Source organism: Ruegeria sp. BG5 (genome assembly GCF_056538425.1).
The window spans coordinates 150,619-170,121 of record NZ_JBQFTC010000002.1; the positions used below are offsets into that span (position 1 = coordinate 150,619).

22 protein-coding genes, 1 tRNA gene and 1 riboswitch are annotated in these 19,503 nt (G+C 60.8%); of the genes, 15 read left to right on the forward strand and 8 right to left on the reverse strand.

The annotated features are described in order from the left end of the window. Positions 1–82: 82 nt before the first annotated feature. Together ACR0KX_RS11190 and ACR0KX_RS11195 are read left to right on the forward strand one after the other, a co-directional pair. The gene (locus tag ACR0KX_RS11190; protein ID WP_170453529.1) at positions 83–370 is read left to right on the forward strand and encodes an I78 family peptidase inhibitor; all 288 of its coding nucleotides are present in this window, start codon (positions 83–85) and stop codon (positions 368–370) included. Between the two features lie 61 nt (positions 371–431). Further along, the gene (locus ACR0KX_RS11195) at positions 432–2,084 is read left to right on the forward strand and encodes a Y-family DNA polymerase (RefSeq protein ID WP_170453528.1); all 1,653 of its coding nucleotides are present in this window, start codon (positions 432–434) and stop codon (positions 2,082–2,084) included. Positions 2,085–2,087: 3 nt separating this feature from the next. Here the strand turns inward: ACR0KX_RS11195 and ACR0KX_RS11200 are convergent, their stop codons facing one another. After that, entirely contained in the window at positions 2,088–2,813 is a 726-nt protein-coding gene (locus ACR0KX_RS11200) for an SDR family NAD(P)-dependent oxidoreductase (RefSeq protein ID WP_170453527.1), read from the reverse strand. A 185-nt stretch (positions 2,814–2,998) separates the two neighbouring features. On the opposite strand from ACR0KX_RS11200, the gene ACR0KX_RS11205 reads away from it, so the two are divergent. From ACR0KX_RS11205 to ACR0KX_RS11225, 5 genes are read left to right on the forward strand one after another with little or no spacing between them, the layout of a single operon-like run. Next, positions 2,999–4,333 carry an FAD-dependent oxidoreductase gene (locus tag ACR0KX_RS11205; RefSeq protein ID WP_170453526.1) on the forward strand — a complete coding sequence of 445 codons (1,335 nt, stop codon included), beginning with the start codon at positions 2,999–3,001 and terminating at the stop codon, positions 4,331–4,333. Further along, positions 4,284–4,832 carry a hypothetical protein gene (locus ACR0KX_RS11210; protein WP_480626529.1) on the forward strand — a complete coding sequence of 183 codons (549 nt, stop codon included), beginning with the start codon at positions 4,284–4,286 and terminating at the stop codon, positions 4,830–4,832. Before ACR0KX_RS11205 ends, ACR0KX_RS11210 begins: the two co-directional genes overlap by 50 nt. Continuing rightward, on the forward strand, positions 4,832–6,055 hold the full coding sequence (locus ACR0KX_RS11215) for an MFS transporter (RefSeq protein WP_170453525.1): 1,224 nt from the start codon (positions 4,832–4,834) through the stop codon (positions 6,053–6,055). Before ACR0KX_RS11210 ends, ACR0KX_RS11215 begins: the two co-directional genes overlap by 1 nt. Next, positions 6,052–6,669, forward strand: a complete 618-nt coding sequence (locus ACR0KX_RS11220; protein ID WP_170453524.1) for a DUF3833 domain-containing protein — start codon at positions 6,052–6,054, stop codon at positions 6,667–6,669. The genes ACR0KX_RS11215 and ACR0KX_RS11220 overlap by 4 nt, the downstream gene beginning before the upstream one ends. Next, the gene (locus tag ACR0KX_RS11225; RefSeq protein ID WP_170453523.1) at positions 6,666–7,208 is read left to right on the forward strand and encodes a DUF3833 domain-containing protein; all 543 of its coding nucleotides are present in this window, start codon (positions 6,666–6,668) and stop codon (positions 7,206–7,208) included. The genes ACR0KX_RS11220 and ACR0KX_RS11225 overlap by 4 nt, the downstream gene beginning before the upstream one ends. 128 nt (positions 7,209–7,336) lie before the next feature. Here ACR0KX_RS11225 and ACR0KX_RS11230 read toward each other — a convergent pair. Then, positions 7,337–7,412, reverse strand: a tRNA-Lys gene (locus tag ACR0KX_RS11230). Between the two features lie 211 nt (positions 7,413–7,623). On the opposite strand from ACR0KX_RS11230, the gene dapF reads away from it, so the two are divergent. Together dapF and mtaB are read left to right on the forward strand one after the other, a co-directional pair. Further along, on the forward strand, positions 7,624–8,466 hold the full coding sequence (dapF, locus tag ACR0KX_RS11235; RefSeq protein WP_480708428.1) for a diaminopimelate epimerase: 843 nt from the start codon (positions 7,624–7,626) through the stop codon (positions 8,464–8,466). After that, on the forward strand, positions 8,463–9,719 hold the full coding sequence (gene mtaB / locus ACR0KX_RS11240) for a tRNA (N(6)-L-threonylcarbamoyladenosine(37)-C(2))-methylthiotransferase MtaB (RefSeq protein WP_480708429.1): 1,257 nt from the start codon (positions 8,463–8,465) through the stop codon (positions 9,717–9,719). The genes dapF and mtaB overlap by 4 nt, the downstream gene beginning before the upstream one ends. 139 nt (positions 9,720–9,858) lie before the next feature. Here the strand turns inward: mtaB and ACR0KX_RS11245 are convergent, their stop codons facing one another. Genes ACR0KX_RS11245 through petA form a run of 3 tightly spaced genes read right to left on the reverse strand, consistent with a single transcriptional unit; the run spans position 9,859 to position 12,598 of the window. Further along, the gene (locus ACR0KX_RS11245; protein ID WP_170453477.1) at positions 9,859–10,650 is read right to left on the reverse strand and encodes a cytochrome c1; all 792 of its coding nucleotides are present in this window, start codon (positions 10,648–10,650) and stop codon (positions 9,859–9,861) included. 17 nt (positions 10,651–10,667) lie between these two features. Beyond that, the gene (gene petB, locus ACR0KX_RS11250) at positions 10,668–11,999 is read right to left on the reverse strand and encodes a cytochrome b (protein ID WP_170453476.1); all 1,332 of its coding nucleotides are present in this window, start codon (positions 11,997–11,999) and stop codon (positions 10,668–10,670) included. 14 nt (positions 12,000–12,013) lie between these two features. After that, complete coding sequence (petA, locus tag ACR0KX_RS11255; protein WP_170453475.1) at positions 12,014–12,598, reverse strand: ubiquinol-cytochrome c reductase iron-sulfur subunit; 585 nt, start codon at positions 12,596–12,598, stop codon at positions 12,014–12,016. A 462-nt stretch (positions 12,599–13,060) separates the two neighbouring features. Between petA and ACR0KX_RS11260 the strand changes: the two genes are divergently transcribed. Further along, positions 13,061–13,504 (forward strand): c-type cytochrome, encoded by a 444-nt coding sequence (locus ACR0KX_RS11260; RefSeq protein WP_170623358.1) that lies wholly within the window; start codon positions 13,061–13,063, stop codon positions 13,502–13,504. Between the two features lie 15 nt (positions 13,505–13,519). On the opposite strand, the gene ACR0KX_RS11265 is transcribed toward ACR0KX_RS11260, so the two are convergent. Together ACR0KX_RS11265 and ACR0KX_RS11270 are read right to left on the reverse strand one after the other, a co-directional pair. Beyond that, positions 13,520–14,128 carry a glutathione S-transferase gene (locus tag ACR0KX_RS11265; RefSeq protein WP_170623359.1) on the reverse strand — a complete coding sequence of 203 codons (609 nt, stop codon included), beginning with the start codon at positions 14,126–14,128 and terminating at the stop codon, positions 13,520–13,522. A 55-nt stretch (positions 14,129–14,183) separates the two neighbouring features. Beyond that, positions 14,184–14,810, reverse strand: a complete 627-nt coding sequence (locus tag ACR0KX_RS11270) for an FMN-binding negative transcriptional regulator (RefSeq protein ID WP_170453472.1) — start codon at positions 14,808–14,810, stop codon at positions 14,184–14,186. Positions 14,811–14,864: 54 nt separating this feature from the next. Then, positions 14,865–15,015, forward strand: a riboswitch (FMN riboswitch). Between the two features lie 70 nt (positions 15,016–15,085). Here ACR0KX_RS11270 and ACR0KX_RS11275 point away from each other — a divergent pair. The 5 genes from ACR0KX_RS11275 (at position 15,086) to cobO (ending at position 19,058) form a co-directional block, all read left to right on the forward strand. Next, positions 15,086–15,526 (forward strand): 6,7-dimethyl-8-ribityllumazine synthase, encoded by a 441-nt coding sequence (locus ACR0KX_RS11275; protein WP_170453471.1) that lies wholly within the window; start codon positions 15,086–15,088, stop codon positions 15,524–15,526. Positions 15,527–15,665: 139 nt separating this feature from the next. Next, entirely contained in the window at positions 15,666–16,766 is a 1,101-nt protein-coding gene (aroC, locus tag ACR0KX_RS11280; RefSeq protein ID WP_170453470.1) for a chorismate synthase, read from the forward strand. Beyond that, positions 16,750–17,412, forward strand: coding sequence for an HD domain-containing protein (locus ACR0KX_RS11285; RefSeq protein ID WP_170623361.1), 663 nt, complete (start codon positions 16,750–16,752; stop codon positions 17,410–17,412). Before aroC ends, ACR0KX_RS11285 begins: the two co-directional genes overlap by 17 nt. Positions 17,413–17,466: 54 nt before the next feature. Beyond that, the gene (locus ACR0KX_RS11290; protein ID WP_170453468.1) at positions 17,467–18,402 is read left to right on the forward strand and encodes a DMT family transporter; all 936 of its coding nucleotides are present in this window, start codon (positions 17,467–17,469) and stop codon (positions 18,400–18,402) included. Positions 18,403–18,458: 56 nt separating this feature from the next. Next, positions 18,459–19,058 (forward strand): cob(I)yrinic acid a,c-diamide adenosyltransferase, encoded by a 600-nt coding sequence (gene cobO, locus ACR0KX_RS11295; protein WP_170453467.1) that lies wholly within the window; start codon positions 18,459–18,461, stop codon positions 19,056–19,058. A 32-nt stretch (positions 19,059–19,090) separates the two neighbouring features. Here the strand turns inward: cobO and ACR0KX_RS11300 are convergent, their stop codons facing one another. Continuing rightward, complete coding sequence (locus ACR0KX_RS11300) at positions 19,091–19,300, reverse strand: hypothetical protein (protein WP_480708430.1); 210 nt, start codon at positions 19,298–19,300, stop codon at positions 19,091–19,093. Positions 19,301–19,503 lie beyond the last annotated feature (203 nt).

Sequence of the window (19,503 nt, forward strand, 5' to 3'; positions counted from 1 at the left end):
GGTGTTTTCAACTGTGCTTTGATGACAGGCAGGTTAAACGATTGATATTGCAGAAACGACATTGCCGGAATGAGGAGCGCCAATGCACCGATTTATCCCGATCCTGATCCTTCTTGCGGCCTGCGCCGAACCCCCTGCCCCGGAAGAGGCGCGGACCGAGCCCGAAGCCGCGCCGGTCGATCTGGCCTTTTGTCAGGGCGATCCGTTTGCTGACTCGGTCGGTCAGCCCGTGTCTTCCATTCAGGCCGATCTGCCCGAACGGGCGCGGGTTCTGGGACCAAACGACATTGCGACGCAGGATTATCGCATCGACCGGCTGAATGTCTTCGTGAACGGTGCGGGCGTCATTCAGCGTCTGACCTGCGGGTAGGCGTGGACTCGGGCGCTGATTCTCAGGTAAGAACAAAATAAGAACATTTTGATGTCTGCCGATGCCAAAACGCCGAATACTTTCACTGTGGTTTCCCCGTCTGGGGGCTGAACGGCTGATCCGCGCCGCGCGGGGGCTGCATAGCGGACCTTTGGCTGTCGTGGCCGAACAGTCGAACATGCAGGTCGTGACCTCTCTGAACGCCGAAGCTCAGGCCGCCGGGCTGCGCGTGGGTCAGCCGGTGCGCGATGCCCATGCCATGTGTGCCTCGCTGATCACCAGACACCGCAACGCCCCGGCCGAGGCTGCGTTTCTGACCGCGCTGCGCCGCTGGGCGGGCAAGTTCAGCCCGTGGGTGGCCGAGGAAGCGCCGGACGGGCTGATCGTCGATCTGTCGGGCTGCGCCCATCTGTTCGGCGGGGAAGAGGCATTGCTGAGCGTGCTTGAAACCGACTGCGCCGATATGGGCCTCAGCGTGCAGATGGGGATCGCGGATACGCTGGGCGCGGCCTGGGCGCTGGCACGCTATGCAGGGCAAGAGGCCACATCCGACCGCAATGGCGACGCCATCAGTCAGGAGGCCCGTGCCACCCGCGCGCGGGCGGGCAAGCGGCGGCACTGGACCAGAGGCGGGGCCGCGCCGCAGGTGATGGCGCTGGGCGGCGGGGCCCGGATCGCCGCGCCAGGGCAATCCTACGGCGCGCTCAGCCCGCTGCCCATCGCGGCGCTGCGGCTTGAGGATCAGGTGGTCGCACAGCTCAACCGTCTGGGCCTGCGCCGGATCGGCGATCTGCTGGGGCAACCACGCGCCAGTTTGGCGCGGCGGTTCGGACGCGGGCTGGTGCTGCGGCTGGATCAGGCCATGGGCAGCGCGCCCGAGCCCGTCTCGCCCGCCCGCCCGCCACATCAGTTTGCGGTGCGGATGACCCTGCCCAACCCGATCGGGTTGATCGAGGACGTGATGGCTGCTGTTGATCGCGTTCTGCCGACGCTTTGTACCAAGCTGGAAGAGAAAGGGCGCGGCGTCCGGACCCTGCGGTTGGAAGCCCACCGCGCCGATCAGGCGGCTGAGATCATCGAGGTCGGTCTGGCCCGTCCGACCTATGACAAACACCGCATTCGCCCCTTGTTAGAGATGAAAATCGATAAGATCGACGCTGGCTATGGCATCGACATGCTGCGGCTTGAGGCGATCCAGACCGAACCTATCCACGCCCGAACGATGGCAGGACATGCCGAAGCCAGACAGGTGGCCCGCAACCGGCTTGAAGGGAATACAGCCGTGGATGACCTGATCGGCAAGCTGGGCGCGCGGGTCGGGCTTGAGGCGATCACACGGCGACATCCCGCCGCCTCGCACATCCCCGAGAAGACGGCGCAGGTGCTGGCGGCGGCGTGGTCGGAACCGGCTCGCGATTGGCCTGCGCCGGCACGTCCGCGCCCCTTGCAGATGTGGCAGCCCGAGCCGGTGATGGCCCCGGAAACCCCGGATGTGCCCGGCAGCTTTCGCTGGCGCGGGCGCGACTGGCAATTGGCACAGGCCACCGGCCCGGAACGGATCGCGCCCGAATGGTGGCTGGACGATCCCAACTGGCGCAGCGGCGTGCGCGATTACTGGGTGGTGGTGACGGAACAGGGGGAACGGCTGTGGCTGTTCTACGGCCATGGCGGCACCATGTCAGCGGGCTGGTTCTGTCAGGGGCAGTTTGGTTAGGGTCTATTTTCCACGATACACCAGCCAATCCGGCAGGTAATCTACCAACCGGACCACCCAGGAAAACGGTGCAGGAAAATCGGTGCGAAAACGACGGCGCGACATCGCTTTGATGACACGCTCTGCCGCGTCCTCAGGCGTCATCAGCATCGGCATCTTGAAGTCATTCTTCTCGGTCAGGCGGGTCTTGATGAAACCCGGATTGACGATCCGAACCGTGACCCCCGTGCCCGCCAGATCGAACCGCATCGTCTCGGCCAGCGACACCAACGCCGCCTTGCTGGCCGCATAACCCACCGCCGCAGGCAGGCCACGATAGCCGGACAAAGAGCCGATCAGAGTAATGTCCCCCCGACCTGCGCGCATGAAGCCCGGCACCGTCTCACCCAGTACCCGCAACGCGCCAGTGTAGTTCACGTCGGTCATGGCCAGAACCGCCTCGGTGTCCCAATCGGCCGAGCGCATCGGCTCATAGGCTCCGGCGTTGTAGACCAGCCCGTCGATCTCTCCGGTCTCGGCCACGGCGCGGCGTACGGCGTCCAGATCGGTCACGTCGAAGGGCACCGACCGCGCATTGGGCAGCTTGGCGCAGATTTCGGCCAGGCGGTCGGCATTGCGCGCCGACAGGATCAGATGCGCACCGTCGCGGGCCAGCCCCTCGGCCACGGCCCGGCCCAGCCCTTCGCTGGCGCCTACGATCCAATAGGTTTTTCCGTGAAAACTGCTCATCCCCGGGCCATATCTGTTGTGCTGTATCTTCTACGGTTGGGCCAAAGGGCTGGATCACGCAACCACACAGGAAACTCAGCCCAGACGTCACAGTCTAGAGCACGTGGCAAATTAATCTAATCTGATTGATCCGGCGTGAACCCTGCTACGTATCCCTTTGTAAAATGTCGCACTAAGGGGATCACATGTTCGACGAAACACGGGGCGTACGTAAGAAAATCGCAATCGTAGGTGCAGGCATTTCAGGTCTATCCGCAGCTTACTACCTTTCAGAAGACCACGACATCACAGTTTACGAGGCCGAACCCCGACTGGGGGGGCATGCCCGCACGGTCATGGCGGGAAAGAAAGGTGATCAACCGGTGGATACCGGGTTCATCGTGTTCAACTACGCGACCTATCCTTACCTGACCAAACTGTTCGACGAATTGAACGTGCCGGTCACCAAATCCGAGATGAGCTTTGGCGCAACCATCGACAACGGTCGGATCGAGTATGGGCTGAACAACCTGCGCACCCTGACCGCACAGAAACGCAATCTGGCGCGGCCGTCTTATTACAAGATGATCGCCGACATCCTGCGCTTCAGCAAAGAAGCGCCCGAGGCCGCTAAGGACGACGACACCACGATCGGAGAGCTGGTGGATCAGATGCGTCTGGGTCACTGGTTCCGCCACAACTATCTGATGCCGATGTGCGGCGCGATCTGGTCGACGCCAGTTGAATTCGTGGATCAGTTCCCAGCGCGCTCGCTGGTGCAGTTCTTCCGCAATCACGCCTTGCTGGCCAGCGGCCGCGCCAACCAGCACCAGTGGTACACGGTCAAAGGCGGCAGCATCGAGTATGTGCGTCGCATCGACGCCGCCCTGCGCGAACGGGGATGTGACATCCGTCTGGGTGCTCCGGTCGATCATGTTCAGCGTGACGACATGGGCGTTTCGGTTACAAGTCAGGGCCACACCGACCGGTTTGATGAAATCATTCTGGCCACCCATTCCGATCAGTCCCGCGCCATTCTGGGCGACAATGCCACCGCCGCCGAAGCTGCAGCATTGGAAGCGATCCGCTATCAGCCCAACAGCGCCATCCTGCATTGCGACCCCGGCCAGATGCCCAAGCGTCGTGCTTGCTGGTCCAGTTGGACCTATCGCTCGCAAGCCGGGAATGTCGGCGTCACCTATTGGATGAACCGTTTGCAGAACATTCCAGACAGCGATCCGCTGTTCGTGACGCTGAACGCGTCGTCAGAAATTCCCGCGGACAATATCTATGATCAGGTCGAGTTCGCCCATCCGGTGTTCGACAAGGCCGCCCTGAAAGCACAAGGGCAAATCCGCGAGATGCAGGGACAGAACCGGACCTGGTTCGCCGGAGCGTATAACCGGCACGGGTTTCACGAAGACGGGATTGCCAGCGCGATGCATGTCGTGGATCGCATCAAGGGCACCCCGCAAACGATCGGAGCTGACCATGGCACTTTGGAACAAGACCCGGCCATCCCTGCTGTTGCGGCTGAATAGGCGCCTCTGGCGCGCCGGGCTTTTGTCTTTGACGCTGCTGGCCCCGGTTGGGCTGGCAGCGGATCCGCTGTCGCGCGAATTGAAAGACCCCAAGCAGATCGGCAGCGGGACCTTTCGGTTTCTGGGTCTGCCGCTTTACGACGCGAAACTCTACACCCCCGGCGGGGCCGCGTTTAACTGGGCCGAGGATTTTGGCCTGCAACTGACCTACCGCAAGAACCTAAAACAAAAGGCACTTGTGGAATCGACGCTGGAAGAGATGGCCCGTCAGGGCAACCCACAGCCCACACAGGCACAGCTTGAAGCCTGTTTTCAGGCCGTCAGCAAAGGTGACAACTATCTGGCGATCTCGGAAGGGCCCAACAAGGTCGGGTTCTGGCGCAATGGTACCCAAACCTGCACGCTGGCGAGTACCGACATCAAGAAATCCTTCATGTCGATCTTTCTGGGCGACAACACCCGGTCGGCCAGCTTTACGCAGAGTTTGAAGGGTCGGTGATGCTGTACCCCCGTGTCAGCCTCTATGCGCTGATGCTCGCTGCGGCGGGTATTCCGCTTTATATTCACCTGCCGCGCTTTGCGGCGGTGAATCTGGGCATTGGCCTTGGGGTGATCGGTACGGTCTTGCTGGTGATCCGACTGGTCGATCTGGTGCAGGACCCGCTGATCGGCTGGGCCATCGACCGCTGGCCGGGGGGGCAGCTTTTGTTCGCAGCTTTGGCCGCGTTGGGATTGGCCATCGGCTTTCCCTTGCTGTTTGGCCTGCCCGAAGGCGCAAGCGTCACAGCCCTGATCACGGTTCTGATCCTGCTGTTTTCGGCCTACAGCCTGGGCACAATCCTTCTATACGGCCGCAGCGCGACGCTTGCGAAAAAGGCTGACGCGAAAGAACTGATGACACTCGCCGCCTACCGCGAAGGCGGGCAACTGACGGGCGTGGTCATCGCGGCCAGCGCGCCAGCCCTGTTCGTGGCCTTGGGTGCATCAGCGCAAGGTTACCCCGCTTTCGGGCTGTTTCTCGGCCTGTTGGCGCTGTTGACCCTGGTTCTGACAATACCGATCTGGCGGCGCACGCCGATCACCGGTCAGGGCCTGTCCTTCGCCGGTCTTGGGCAGGCCGGAGCGCTGAGACTGCTGGCATTGGCACTGGTCAACAGCCTTCCGGTCGCCATCACCTCAACGCTGTTCCTGTTCTTTGTCGAAGATCGCCTGCAACTGGCCGGCAAGGCGGGGCCGCTGCTGATCCTGTTCTTCCTCAGCGCGGGCGCAAGCGTGCCGCTTTGGGCCAAGCTCAGCAACCGGATCGGCCCGAAAAAGACCCTGATCATCGCCATGCCGCTCTCGATCGCGGGCTTCATCGGTGCCGCAACGCTATCCGCCGGAGACCTCACCGGTTTCGCCATCATCTGCATCGCATCCGGCGCGGCGCTTGGGGCGGATATGGTGGTGCTGCCCGCCATGTTCTCGGTCGTGCTGACGCGCGCGGGGCTGAACGCCTCGGCCGCGTTTGGCATCTGGTCATTCGCTGGCAAGCTGGGCCTTGCGCTCGCTGCCTTTTTCACTCTGCCGCTTCTGGAACGCAGCGGCTTTACACCCGGTCAAACCAACAGTGCCGAGGCGTTGAACACGCTCAACCTCGCCTACGCCGTGCTGCCCTGCATCCTAAAGCTTGGGGCGTTCGGGATGGTTCTGACCCTTCCTACGGAGGTTACAGCCAAATGAATACGCTTATCGTGTTTCTGCTCGCCATCCTCGCTGTTCTTGCGGCCCGGGGCCGGTTTCTGAGCTTTCGGTCCCAATCGCCTGCCGATTACACGGGCACCGGCCCGGATTTCTCGCTGAAGAAACACCTCAATGGCGAGATCCTGTCCGAAGGCTTGATCTATGGCCCCAATGGCAAGATGTCGAACAGCTTCGTGGCGCGCATGGTCGGCGAATGGGACGGCAACTCGGGCACATTGGCGGAATGGTTCACCTATTCCAACGGCAAGCAGATGACCCGCAAATGGTATCTGACTATGGGCACCGGCAACACTTTCATCGCCACGGCAGATGACATTGTGGGGGAAGGAAAAGGTGAAATCTCGGGCTCAACCGTCAAGCTGACCTACAGGATCATCCTGCCCGAAGATGCGGGCGGTCACACGCTGGATGTGACCGACTGGATGTATCTGACCGAAAATGGCGCGATCATGAACCGATCCGAAATGCGCAAATTCGGCATCAAAGTGGCCGAGCTGGTCGCGACCATGCGCCCTGCACCCGAGATCAAGACCACGCATCTGTCCGGCACAAACGGCTATGATGCCGACGCGGACGGCAGGCTGTTGCAATGATCCGTATCCGCGCGCTCATATCCATTGCCGCGATCGCCTGTCTGTTGGTGCTGGCGGCGTGCTCGGCCAAACCGAGGGTTCCCAAATCCTTCCTGTCGGATCGCGAGTTGAACCTTGAGGAGTTTTTCGAAGGCAAAACCGTTGCCTACGGTCAGTTTCAGGACATCCTCGGCAACGTCCCGCGCCGCTTTACCGTTGATATCGACGGCACCTGGGACGGAGAAACGCTCACCTTGGTCGAAGATTTCGTCTATGATGACGGCGCGACCGAGCAGCGTATCTGGACCCTGACCAAAACCGGCGCCGATACCTGGACCGGCACCGCCCCCGGCGTGCTTGGCACCGCTGAAGGGATCGAGCGCGGTGACACCTTCAACTGGAAATACAAGATCGACCTGCCGATCAAGGACGGCTCCATGCGCGTGAAGTTCGACGACTGGATGTGGCTGCTGGAAGATGACCGCCTGCTGAACCGCGCCTATGTCTCACGCTTCGGGATCCGCATCGGAGAGGTCATCCTGTTCTTCGAAAAGAAGTAGTTCGAGGGTTGGGATGCGCCTACATCCGACCCCAACGGTCTTTTGCATATTTCTATGCGGTTCCATACCGCTTGATTGCAGCTGACGCGGGAAAATCCCGCCTGTTCAAGCTTGCCTTGCGGAAAAAGTGGTGAGCCGTGCAGGATTCGAACCTGCGACCCACTGATTAAAAGTCAGTTGCTCTACCAACTGAGCTAACGGCCCACTCTTTCGTTGGATCTTGACGATCCGTGGCGCTCTGTAAGGCAATTACCCGACCGGGTTCAAGCCCTTATTTTGCGCCTCGTTTCGCCGGTTTAATCAGTGTTTCCGGCGACCCGATAGGCGGCCTAATTAGGCAGGTGGCGCGGGGGGGTCAACCCCTTTTTTCAGGAATCTGCGCGACAGGGTGGATTCATGTTCAGAGCAACGTTATATGCCCGCCATGCAACAGATAAGCGATACCGGTTTGCCCTTTATGAAGATGCACGGGCTGGGCAATGACTTTGTCATTGTGGATGCGCGCGCGCATGCCGTTCCGATCAGCGCGGAATTGGCCAGGGGAATCGGGCACCGTCAGTTTGGCGTCGGATTCGACCAGTTGGCCGTGATCGAAACCGGCCCAGCCGACGCACATCTGGTATTTTACAACGCGGACGGATCGACCTCGGCCGCTTGTGGGAACGCCACCCGCTGTATCGCCCGGTTTCTGATGGAGGAAAGCGGGAAATCCGATCTGACGCTGACGACCGAACGGGGCACATTGTTGGCCAAAGAGGCCGGGAGCGGCCTGACCTCGGTCAATATGGGGCAACCTCAGCTGGAGTGGCACGACGTCCCGCTGGCGGAAGAGATGGACACTCTGGAACTGCCCATCGAAGGCGCGCCAACGGCGACCGGCATGGGCAACCCGCACTGCACCTTCTTTGTGGAAAACGCCGAAGCGATTCCCTTGACCGAGTTCGGGTCGCGCTACGAACACCACCCTCTCTACCCGGAACGCACCAATGTTCAGGTTGCTCAGGTGATCGGGCCGGATCATATCCGTATGCGCGTCTGGGAACGCGGTGTGGGCATCACGCTGGCCTCTGGCTCATCCTCTTGCGCCACAGCGGTTGCGGCTGCCCGGCGGGGCCTGACCGGGCGCAAGGTGCAGATCGAACTGGACGGCGGCACCATCTGGATCGACTGGCGCGACGAAGGTGTCTGGATGACCGGACCAACAGCCTATGTATTCTCGGGCACCCTGACGCCCGAATTCATAAGGTCGCTGGGATGAGCGCCCCGAAATTCACCACTCTGGGCTGTCGCCTGAACGCCTATGAGACCGAGGCGATGAAAGAGCTGTCGCAACAAGCGGGGCTGACCGATGCGGTGGTCGTGAATACCTGTGCGGTGACGGCCGAGGCCGTGCGCAAGGCGCGGCAAGAGATTCGCAAGCTGCGCCGGGAAAACCCAAACGCCCGCCTGATCGTCACCGGTTGCGCGGCACAGACCGAGCCTGAGACCTTTGCCCAAATGGAAGAGGTTGACGCGGTCATCGGCAATACCGAGAAAATGCAGCCTGATACCTGGAAGGGTATGGCGGCCGATTTCATTGGCGAAACCGAAACAGTGCAGGTCGATGACATCATGTCGGTCACTGAAACCGCTGGCCACCTGATCGACGGTTTCGGAACCCGATCCCGCGCTTATGTGCAGGTCCAGAACGGATGCGACCATCGCTGCACCTTCTGCATTATCCCCTATGGCCGCGGAAACTCGCGCAGTGTCCCTGCGGGCGTGGTTGTCGATCAGATCAAGCGGCTGGTGGACAAAGGCTATAATGAGGTCGTCCTGACAGGCGTAGACCTCACCTCGTGGGGGGCCGACCTGCCGGCGCAGCCCAGGCTGGGCGATCTGGTGATGCGCATCCTCAAGCTGGTGCCAGACCTGCCCCGCTTGCGGATCAGTTCGATCGATTCCATCGAAGTGGACGAGAACCTGATGCAGGCCATCGCGACCGAGCCGCGCCTGATGCCGCATCTGCATCTGTCGCTGCAACATGGCGACGATCTGATCCTGAAACGCATGAAACGCCGCCACCTGCGCGACGACGCCATCCGCTTCACCGAAGAGGCCCGCAAGCTGCGCCCGCAGATGACCTTTGGCGCAGACATCATCGCAGGTTTCCCGACCGAGTCAGAGGCGCATTTCGAGAACTCGCTGAAACTGGTCGCTGATTGCGATCTGACCTGGCTGCACGTCTTCCCCTATTCCAAGCGCGAAGGTACCCCTGCGGCCCGCATTCCGCAGCAGATCAACGGCAACATCATCAAGGACCGCGCCGCCCGCCTGCGCGCCGCAGGTGATGCGCAGGTGGCCAAACACCTCTCAGCCCAGATCGGCAAAACCCATCACATCCTGATGGAAAACCCCCATATGGGCCGCACTGAACAATTCACCGAGGTCGCCTTCAACGCGCCTCAGCCCGAAGGCCAGATCGTGACGGCAAAAATCACCGGGCAGACCTCGGGCCAACTCACGGCCTGATCCGCTCTTCTTCTGTTCAAAAATACCTCGGGGTGAATTGGCCGCAGGCCAAGAGGGGCTGGCCCCTTCTGGCGACCTCAAAAAGAAACCCCCGCAACCTTAGGGCGCGGGGGTTCTAGTTTCAGTATTCCGAAAAGGATCAGTCCTCGTTGCGAAGCTTACCCTTGTGCGGCGCCCACAGACGCTTGTTCACCAGGTACAGCAGCACCGACAGAACGGTCAGGAAGATCACGCCAACAAAACCGGCATTCTTACGATCCATCATCTTGGGTTCAGCGGCCCACATCAGGAAGGCGGCAACGTCCTCGGACATAGCTTCGACAGTGGCCGGGTGGCCATCGGCAAACTCAACCTGATCTTCCGAAATCGGCGGGGCCATCGAAATCCAGCCGCCGGGGAAGGCCTTGTTTTCGTACAGGATGGTGCCTGCCTCTTCCTTCTCTTCGCCAGTATAGCCATCCAGCAGCGAGGCGATGTATTCCGCGCCGCCCATACCTTTGACCAGCTGGTTGATGCCCAGGCCATAAGGACCATGGAAGCCCGCACGCGCCTTGGCCATCAGGCTCAGGTCGGGTGCGCCAACCGCGTCATTGACCGGGAAATGGTCGGTCGGGATCGCCGGGCGGAAATCGTCCAGCTCGGGGTCGAAGACCTCGAAATTGTCGGCCGCGTAGGTGATGACCTGCTCTTCCGAATAACCCAGCGCTTCCAGATCGCGCAGGGGCACATATCTCAGCCCGTGACAGGCTGCGCAAACCTCGGTGTAGACCTGAAGGCCGCGCTGCAGCTGGTTCTGATCCCAGGTTCCGAACGGACCCTCGAACGAGAAGTCGAAATCCTCGATATGCTGCTCGCCGCCACCTGCCGCAAAGGATGCAGCAGGGGTCAGAGCGAGGGCAAACGCGGCGCCGATTGCAAGTTTCTTGAACATGTTTCCGGTCCCTCTTCTTACTCGGCCGGCGTGGCTTCGGCGTCAGCCTTGCCATAATGCGCGTTGAAGTCTTCTTCGATGGTCTCGGGCTGCGGCAGCGGCTTCTCGATCACCCCAAGGATTGGCAGGATCACGAAGAAATAAGCGAACCAGTAGGCCGATGCGATCAGCGAGAAGGTTGCATAGGGCTCTTCCGCGGGCATCGCACCCAGCCACATCAGGGCAAAGAAGTCGATGATCAGCAGGTAGAACCACCATTTGAACATCGGACGGTATTTGCCCGAACGCACGGTCGAGGTGTCCAGCCAGGGTGCCAGAGCCATCGCCAGGATCGCACCGAACATCGCGACCACACCAAAGAACTTGGCGTCGACGATGCCGCCGGTGATGAAGCTGGCGAATTGCACAACCCAGACCTCGCCGGTGAAGGCCCGCAGGATCGCGTAGAACGGCAGGAAGTACCATTCGGGCACGATATGCGCAGGTGTAACCAGCGGGTTGGCTTCAATGTAGTTATCCGGGTGGCCCAGGTAGTTCGGCATAAAGCCGACAATGGCCCAGAACACGACCAGAATAACCGCCAGCGCGAACAGGTCCTTGATCACGAAGTAAGGCCAGAAGGGCAGCGTGTCCTTGTCGGCCTCGGCTTTCGAACCACGACGCACTTCAACACCTGTGGGGTTGTTGTTGCCCGTGGTGTGGAACGCCCAGATATGCACGATGACCAGTGCCGCGATGATGAACGGCAGCAGATAGTGCAGCGAGAAGAAGCGGTTCAGCGTGGCGTTATCCACCGCCGGTCCGCCCAGCAGCCAGGTCTGCAGCGCATCACCCACAAACGGGATGGCGCCAAACAGGCCTGTAATCACGGTCGCACCCCAGAAGGACATCTGACCCCAGGGCAGAACGTAACCCATGAAGGCGGTGCCCATCATCATCAGATAGATCAGCATCCCGATGATCCACGTGATCTCACGCGGGGCTTTGTACGAGCCGTAGAACAGGCCGCGGAACATGTGAATATAGACCGCAACAAAGAAAAGCGACGCGCCGTTCATGTGCAGGTAGCGGATGAAGTAGCCGCCATTCACGTTACGCATGATGTGCTCGACACTGGCAAAGGCCAGATCGACATGCGGGGTGTAGTGCATCACCAGGATGATGCCGGTGACGATTTGCAGCGCCAGGCAGAACGCCAGAACGATGCCCCAGATCCACCACCAGTTCAGGTTTTTGGGGGTGGGAATCATCAGGGTGTCATACAAAAGGCCGACGATGGGCAGGCGGCTGTGCAGCCACTTTTCGCCGTTTGACTTCGGCTCGTAATGATCGTGGGGAATTCCGGACATAAGTTGGGTCTCCCTTAGCCGAGTTTGAGGGTTGATGCGTCCACCCATTCAACGGGTGGAATCGGCAGGTTCTCAGGCGCGGGGCCTTTGCGGATCCGGCCAGCCAGATCGTAGTGCGAGCCGTGGCAGGGGCAGAACCATCCGCCGAAATCACCGGCGTCGCCCAGCGGAACACAGCCCAGGTGGGTGCAAACGCCCATCTGGACGATCCAGGCACCCGCTGCTTCGCCTTCGGGCGAGGGCAGCACGCGGTTGGCATCGGTTGCGGGCGCGTCCGCGTTCAGGTTGAAGTTCCGGGCCAGCGGGTCGGGCAGGTTGCCAACCGCTTCCTCATCCTGTTGCTGCGCTTCGGCAATCTCGGCACCGGTACGATGGCGGATGAACACGGGTTTACCCAGCCATTTCACGGTCAACTGTGTGCCCGGCTCAACCCCGCTGACATCTGTACGGATCGAGGACAGGGCCTGCACATCCGCCGACGGGTTCATCTGGTTGATCAGGGGCCATACGGCTGCACCTGTCGCAACGACTCCTGCGCCGCCAGCGACGTAATAGAGGAAATCTCTGCGGGTGCCTTCGTGGTCTTCTGCGTGGGACACGAGGTTATCTCCGGTTTTCTGGCGCCCGCGGACGGGCAAATAGCTCGCGCACCGCACGAATGCGGTGTCTTAACCGCGCTGTCTATCGACGCAAATAGCGTTCGTCCAGCGGTCATAAACGCGCAATACGCCGCATCTGTGCTATTTGTCACAATGCATCGGGTATTTTTGGTGATTCAAGCCCACATCTTTTCCGATCATCCCGAATCGGCGGGGTTTGATTCGATGGTCAGGGACACATCCCCGCTATGCCTGACCCAAGCGGATTCGGGGCACATCTTCCGGCAGAAGATTGATGCCATGTCATGCAATATCCGCGACGGCAGAGCCGCATTGTTCCGCGACAAATGACACCTCTGAAATAGACCATTTGTTCAGTGGGATAGCGGTCTTTTTGCTGTTGAATCCTGTGCCTGAATGCCGGACATCCCGGTCTGCGCGAACGCCGATCAGGAGACCCCGATGTCAAAAACCCCCTTGGCCGCCGTTCTGTTAACGATTGCACTGTCCACCCAAACCGCCGCTGCTGGCGATCCAGCCAAAGGCAAGCAGCTTTATAACCGCTGTTCCTCGTGCCACGCGATCATCAAAGATGGCGAGGTTCTGGAGAAAGGCGGCATTACCGGACCGAATCTCTATGGCGTCGTGGGCCGCGTCGCCGGGTCCGAGACCGATTATCTGAATGGCAGCGAGCGCCTGCCCATCGGCATGTTCACCGACGATATGATCCGGGCGGGCGAACAGGGGCTTGTCTGGACCGAGGAAAACATCGCGGTCTATTCAAAGGACCCGATCGGTTTCATTCAGGAGTTTCTGCAGGACGATACCGCCCGCCCCAACATGAGCGTCAAGCTCAGGAAAGGGGCCGAAGACATCGCCGCCTATCTGGCAACCTTCAGCGACTAGGGGCGCGGGTCGCCCTCAGCCTTGCGGGCGGGTGGCGACCATACTGGGCCGCTCGCCAAACTCGGCAAACCAGGCCGCAAGCGCATCATTGCCCTTGCGCCAGCCGCGCGCATCGTGGCGCAAATCAAGATAGCCCAGCGCACAGCCGACAGCCACTTGCCCCATATCCAGCGGGCCGGACAGATGCGCCATCCAGCGCTGGTTCAGGGCGGCACAGGCCCGGTCGATCTTGACCCATTGCGACTCGGTCCAGTCGTCCCATTGCTTGTCTTCGGGGCGCAACCGGTCTTCGTAGGTCATCGACAGGGCCGCATCCAGAATACCATCTGCCAGCGCCTCAAGCGTCAGTACATCCCAGCGGCGCGCGCCATCGGGATAAAGCCGCCCTCCGGCGCGGGCATCCAGAAACGCGCAGATCACCCGACTGTCGAACAGGGTTGGCCCATCCGGGCGTTCCAACGCCGGAACCTTGGTCAGAGGGGCCTTGCTGATCAAAGATGCCGCCGGTGAAATCGGCGTACTGGCCACCGTCTCAAGCTCGACATCCTCCAGCTGATCCGTTTCGTGCAGCAGCACCATGACTTTGCGCACATAAGGCGAGGTCAGACTGTGATAGAGTTTCATTCGCACGCTCCCTGATTGCGCCGACCTTACAACAAGGGCGAAAAAACAAAAGCGGTCAGTCGTCTGACGGCTTGGCCCCGCGCATCAGCGTCTGCAGCACCTGCAACTCGGACCCAATCCCCGACGCGATGTGATCGGACGCCTGCATCCGCACATCATCGGGTTTGTTCTGGTTCAGCTTCCAGGTACCCTGAATGTCATCGATCCGCATCCGACAGGGCACAATCATCCGCATCATGCGATCCAGCGCCTCATCGGTCATCTTATCGGTACGCCACGGCGGCTTCGGACGCAGCCGATCTTCGTAGAACGCCGACTGCCGGTCCAACAGATCGCGCAATTCCTGCGGCGGGCGCATCTCAAGAACGCCGGTCAGATGGGCGGCCACATAATTCCAGGTCGGCACCTGATCCGCGATCCCGTACCAGTCGGGTGACACATACCCATCCGGCCCCGATACCGCGATTCGCGCCGTCACAGGCTGCTTCAACACCCGCACAATCGGGTTCGAGCGGACTAGATGCAGCTCGGCCACCGCCCCGTCTTCGGACAGCAAAAACGGAACATGGCTTACAATCGGCGCGCCATCGGTCGAGATTGCCAACACGCCAAAGGCCCTATCACGGGCAAACGCAATATGACGCGCGCGGTCCTCGGCGCGGAAGGCGGGGTTCGGGTGCATGGCATTCCTCCTGCCAAATCTCTTGCAGAAGGGGCCCGATCTATGCAAGGTCCGTCTCGTTCTCAGGGCGGGGTGAAATTCCCCACCGGCGGTATGCGGGCAATGACCCGTAAGCCCGCGAGCGGCTTTGGATCATCCGGGGTGACAAGCAGATCTGGTGAGAGGCCAGAGCCGACGGTTAAAGTCCGGATGAAAGAGAACGTGCAGCGTGCCGCCTCGGCGCGTCTGCTCGTGATCGCCTTGGGTGACGTGTCTGTCTACTTAAGGAGGTCCAAATGACACACACCCGCTATGCTTTCATCAAAGCCAATTGGCATTCCGATATCGTCGACCGCGCGCTTGACGGCTTCTTTGAGCTCATCCCAGCCGAACAGGTCGACGTCTACGACGCCCCCGGCGCGTTCGAAATGCCCCTGCTGGCGCGCGATCTGGCCCAAACCGGCCAATATGCCGCGATCGCCTGCGCCGCCTTTGTCGTCGATGGCGGCATCTACCGGCATGATTTCGTGGCACAAGCCGTGGTGGACGGCCTGATGCGCGCAGGCCTGGATACCGGCGTCCCGATCCTGTCGGTCTCACTCACCCCGCACCAATATCAGGAAACCGACCACCACAACGCCATCTACCGCGCGCATTTCGTCGAAAAAGGCCGCGAAGCCGCACAAGCCGCGCTCAAGATAACCGCGACGCGCGCGACCATCGCAAAAGCCGCCTGATCCTTCTTCTGTTCAAAAATACCTCGGGGGAGTCGCGCTTGCGCGACGGGGGCAGAGCCCCCTCCCCGACCCCAAGAAGCAAATCCGCTTGAGGCCAAAGGCCCACAAGGCTAATCACTTCGCTCAAAGGAGCACGCCCATGTCGATGAACAGCTTTGGACACCTCTTCCGCGTCACCACCTGGGGTGAAAGCCACGGCCCCGCTTTGGGCGCCACTGTTGACGGCTGCCCGCCAGGCGTCACAATCGATGAGGGCATGATTCAGCACTGGCTGGACAAGCGCAAACCGGGGCAGAACAAATTCACCACCCAACGGCGCGAGCCCGATCAGGTGAAAATCCTCTCCGGCGTGTTCGAAGGCCAGACCACCGGCACCCCTGTCCAGCTGATGATCGAGAACACCGATCAACGCTCGAAAGACTACGGCGACATCATGGACAAGTTCCGTCCGGGCCATGCCGATATCACCTATTGGCAGAAATACGGCATCCGCGATTATCGCGGTGGCGGGCGCAGCTCAGCCCGCGAAACCGCGTCGCGTGTTGCCGCCGGTGGCTTGGCACGAGAGGCCATCAAACAGATCGCGCCCAATGTGCAGATCACCGGCTACATGACCCAGATCGGCCCGCACAAGATCGACCGCGCCAATTTCGACTGGTCGCAGATCGAACAGAACCCGTTCTGGACGCCCGACGCCCAAGCGGCCGGGGACTGGGCCGCCTATCTGGACGACCTGCGCAAATCCGGCAACTCGGTCGGTGCGGTGGTCGAGGTTATGGCGCGCGGCGTTCCCGCCGGGCTGGGCGCACCGATTTACGCCAAGTTAGACACTGATCTGGCCGCTGCAATGATGTCGATCAACGCCGTCAAGGGCGTCGAGATCGGTGAAGGCATGGCCGCCGCTGAACTGACCGGCGAGGCCAACGCGGACGAGATCTTCATGGGCCAGAACGGCCCGCAATACAGCTCAAACCACGCGGGCGGCATTCTGGGCGGTATCTCGACCGGGCAGGACATTGTGGTGCGGTTTGCGGTCAAACCGACCTCGTCGATCCTGACCACCCGCAAGACCATTACCAAATCCGGTGAGGAGACCGAGATCATCACCAAAGGCCGCCACGACCCCTGCGTCGGTATCCGCGCGGTTCCCGTGGGTGAGGCGATGATGGCCTGCGTCATCCTCGACCACTTGCTGCTGCATCGGGGTCAGATCGGCGAGAATCGTGGACATATCGGCTGATCTGTGCGCCCGTCTGCGGGGCATCGTCGCGCAGCGCATGCAGGCCGACCCGGCGCATGATCTGGCGCATCTGGATCGCGTCTGGAGCAATGCGCGGGCCATCGCCGATGAACAGACAGACATGCAGGTCCTTCTGGCCGCCTGCTATCTGCACGATCTAGTCAACCTGCCCAAGAACGATCCGAACCGGCACCTCGCCTCTCGTCTGTCCGCTCAGGAATCAGAGCCTATTTTGGGTGATCTGGGCTTTGATGCCGCGTCGATCCGCGCCACCCAGCACGCGATTGAGGCCCACAGTTTCTCGGCCAACATCCCCCCGCGCACTGCCGAGGCCCGCATCCTGCGCGACGCAGACCGGCTGGACGCACTGGGCGCGATTGGCATCGCCCGCACCTTTGTTGTTGCTGGCGCGCTGGGCCGCGACCTTTATGATCCCGATGATCCCTTTGCCGAAGCGCGCGCGCTGGACGATCTGAAATTCTCGCTCGACCACTGGAAAGTCAAACTGCTGACCCTGCCTGCCGATATGCTGACCCCTGCCGGGGGGGCGCTTGCACAGGAACGGGTGTCACAGATGCTTGAGTTTCTGGATGCCTTCGCGGATGAAATCGGCCACCCCGTTCCCGATCACTGGAATTCCGCCTGATTGGTACAATCCCGTCGTTGATCTTTCGCCGCCAAAGGCGCAGGGTCCCGGCCAATGGCACAATCCTTAACATCGCATCGACCCATGCTTGCCGTGGGTTTGAAACTGGCTGCGCTGATGCTGTTCACCTCGATGTCGGCACTGGTCAAAGCCCTGTCCGAGGATTTCCCGCCGGGTGAGCTGGTCTTTTTCCGCTCGCTCTTTGCCATTCCGGTCATCATCATCTGGCTGATCTGGCGGGGCGAACTGGCGCAAGGTTTTGTCGTCAAGAAACCCATGGGCCATTTCTGGCGCGGCGTTCTAGGCACCAGCGCCATGGGGCTGACGTTCACCGGCCTCAGCCTTCTGCCCCTGCCCGAGGTCACGGCCATCGGCTATGCCACCCCGATCTTCACCCTGATTCTGGCCGCGCTGATGCTGGGCGAACGCATCCGCATGATCCGAATCGGAGCGGTGGCGCTGGGCCTGCTGGGGGTCCTGATCATGATCTGGCCCCGGCTCGGCAGCACTCAGATGGAAGTCACTGCTACCATTGGTGCTCTTTGCGTGCTGGGGGCTACTATGGCCCGTGCCTTCGTGCAGATTCATATTCGGCAACTGGTCAAAGTCGATCACCCTGCGGCCATTGTGTTCTACTTTTCCATGACCGCGACGCTGTTATCTGCGCTGACGGCCTTCTGGGGGTGGGCCATGCCAACCCTGAATCAGGCTCTGATACTGGTCATTATGGGGCTGATTGGGGGGGTCGCGCAGATTCTGGTGACCTCGTCCTATCGGTTCGGGCAGGCCTCGATGCTGGCGCCGTACGATTATTCGACCATGCTGTTTGCGATTTTCATCGGCTATGTCTGGTTCGATGAGTTGCCAACAGTCGCCATCCTGATCGGCGCAGCGCTGGTGATCGCAGGCAATGTCGTCGTGATCTGGCGCGAGCATCAATTGGGGCTAGAGCGCGGCAAGGCGCGATCCGTCACCGACCCCAAAGCGTGACTTTACCTTTCGCAAACTTCGCCTAGGTTGGGCGCGACAGTCAAAGAGGGTTTCCCATGAGCGACGCACAGGATCACAAGGAAAAGATGCAGCAGGTGCAGGCCAAGCACCGCAAGAAAGTGTCCGAGGCGGTTGATCCGGGGCGCGGGCTGGTGCTGATCAACACCGGCAAGGGCAAGGGCAAATCCTCGGCCGCGTTTGGTGTGGTGATCCGGGCGCTGGGCTGGGGTCAGACAGTCGCGGTGGTGCAATTCATCAAGGGTAAGTGGAAGACCGGTGAACGCCGGTTTTTTGAAGACCGCGATCTGGTCACATGGCACACGATGGGCGAAGGTTTCACCTGGGATACGCAGGACCGCGAGCGTGACATTGCCGCCGCCACCGCCGCCTTTGACAAGGCTTGCGATCTGATGGCCAGCGGTGAATATGATCTGGTCGTGCTGGACGAAATCAACATCGCCCTGCGCTATGAATACCTGTCGGTTGAGCGTGTGATCGAGGGGCTGAAGGCACGGTCCGACAAGACCAGCGTCTTCCTGACCGGTCGCGACGCCCCGCAAGCGCTGCGCGACTATGCCGATCTGGTCACCGAAATGACCGAGGAAAAACACCCGTTTCAGGCTGGTATCAAAGCCCAGCGCGGCGTGGACTTTTAGGAATGGTCAAGGTGGGCGTCGCCATACCCACCTTAACCTGCGCGCTTGCCTGACAGGTTTTCAAATACGTAGCGCACAGACTTGCGGCGGCTTGCGGCGCTCTCTGGCAGAATGTCGTCTTTTCCCGCCGCATCGCGGGCAGCCTTGCGGTTCTTTTGGTCCACGTAAGCCGTGTAATCGGTGTCGCAGCAGCTGCACCCACAGGCAGTGGCGGCATCGTGCCGGGCAATGATCTCGTCCATCTTTTCGCGCATACCGAAGCCCTGCGATTGTCTCGTTTCCGAGGCGGCGGCAGGCCCTCACTGTGTCACGCGCTGAGCCCGCAAACCGCCCCGAAACCCTGTGCTGGATAATACATCATCTGGCGTTGAGCTATATCTGATTATTTTAGTCAGACAATTCAAGCCAAAAAAATGCGCCCACGAATTTCTTCGGGGCGCAAGTT

What these genes read in the sequence shown, in the direction of transcription:
- mtaB (WP_480708429.1), top strand. Translation starts at nt 8,463, where the DNA reads ATGAGCGCCCCGAAATTCACCACTCTGGGCTGTCGCCTGAACGCCTAT.
- ACR0KX_RS11210 (WP_480626529.1), top strand. Translation starts at nt 4,284, where the DNA reads ATGGCACTTTGGAACAAGACCCGGCCATCCCTGCTGTTGCGGCTGAAT.
- ACR0KX_RS11275 (WP_170453471.1), top strand. Translation starts at nt 15,086, where the DNA reads ATGACACACACCCGCTATGCTTTCATCAAAGCCAATTGGCATTCCGAT.
- ACR0KX_RS11190 (WP_170453529.1), top strand. Translation starts at nt 83, where the DNA reads ATGCACCGATTTATCCCGATCCTGATCCTTCTTGCGGCCTGCGCCGAA.
- ACR0KX_RS11220 (WP_170453524.1), top strand. Translation starts at nt 6,052, where the DNA reads ATGAATACGCTTATCGTGTTTCTGCTCGCCATCCTCGCTGTTCTTGCG.
- ACR0KX_RS11205 (WP_170453526.1), top strand. Translation starts at nt 2,999, where the DNA reads ATGTTCGACGAAACACGGGGCGTACGTAAGAAAATCGCAATCGTAGGT.
- ACR0KX_RS11195 (WP_170453528.1), top strand. Translation starts at nt 432, where the DNA reads ATGCCAAAACGCCGAATACTTTCACTGTGGTTTCCCCGTCTGGGGGCT.
- ACR0KX_RS11200 (WP_170453527.1), bottom strand. Translation starts at nt 2,813, where the DNA reads ATGAGCAGTTTTCACGGAAAAACCTATTGGATCGTAGGCGCCAGCGAA.
- ACR0KX_RS11245 (WP_170453477.1), bottom strand. Translation starts at nt 10,650, where the DNA reads ATGTTCAAGAAACTTGCAATCGGCGCCGCGTTTGCCCTCGCTCTGACC.
- ACR0KX_RS11270 (WP_170453472.1), bottom strand. Translation starts at nt 14,810, where the DNA reads ATGCACCCGAACCCCGCCTTCCGCGCCGAGGACCGCGCGCGTCATATT.
- cobO (WP_170453467.1), top strand. Translation starts at nt 18,459, where the DNA reads ATGAGCGACGCACAGGATCACAAGGAAAAGATGCAGCAGGTGCAGGCC.
- petB (WP_170453476.1), bottom strand. Translation starts at nt 11,999, where the DNA reads ATGTCCGGAATTCCCCACGATCATTACGAGCCGAAGTCAAACGGCGAA.
- aroC (WP_170453470.1), top strand. Translation starts at nt 15,666, where the DNA reads ATGTCGATGAACAGCTTTGGACACCTCTTCCGCGTCACCACCTGGGGT.
- ACR0KX_RS11215 (WP_170453525.1), top strand. Translation starts at nt 4,832, where the DNA reads ATGCTGTACCCCCGTGTCAGCCTCTATGCGCTGATGCTCGCTGCGGCG.
- ACR0KX_RS11265 (WP_170623359.1), bottom strand. Translation starts at nt 14,128, where the DNA reads ATGAAACTCTATCACAGTCTGACCTCGCCTTATGTGCGCAAAGTCATG.
- ACR0KX_RS11290 (WP_170453468.1), top strand. Translation starts at nt 17,467, where the DNA reads ATGGCACAATCCTTAACATCGCATCGACCCATGCTTGCCGTGGGTTTG.
- ACR0KX_RS11260 (WP_170623358.1), top strand. Translation starts at nt 13,061, where the DNA reads ATGTCAAAAACCCCCTTGGCCGCCGTTCTGTTAACGATTGCACTGTCC.
- ACR0KX_RS11225 (WP_170453523.1), top strand. Translation starts at nt 6,666, where the DNA reads ATGATCCGTATCCGCGCGCTCATATCCATTGCCGCGATCGCCTGTCTG.
- ACR0KX_RS11300 (WP_480708430.1), bottom strand. Translation starts at nt 19,300, where the DNA reads ATGGACGAGATCATTGCCCGGCACGATGCCGCCACTGCCTGTGGGTGC.
- dapF (WP_480708428.1), top strand. Translation starts at nt 7,624, where the DNA reads ATGCCCGCCATGCAACAGATAAGCGATACCGGTTTGCCCTTTATGAAG.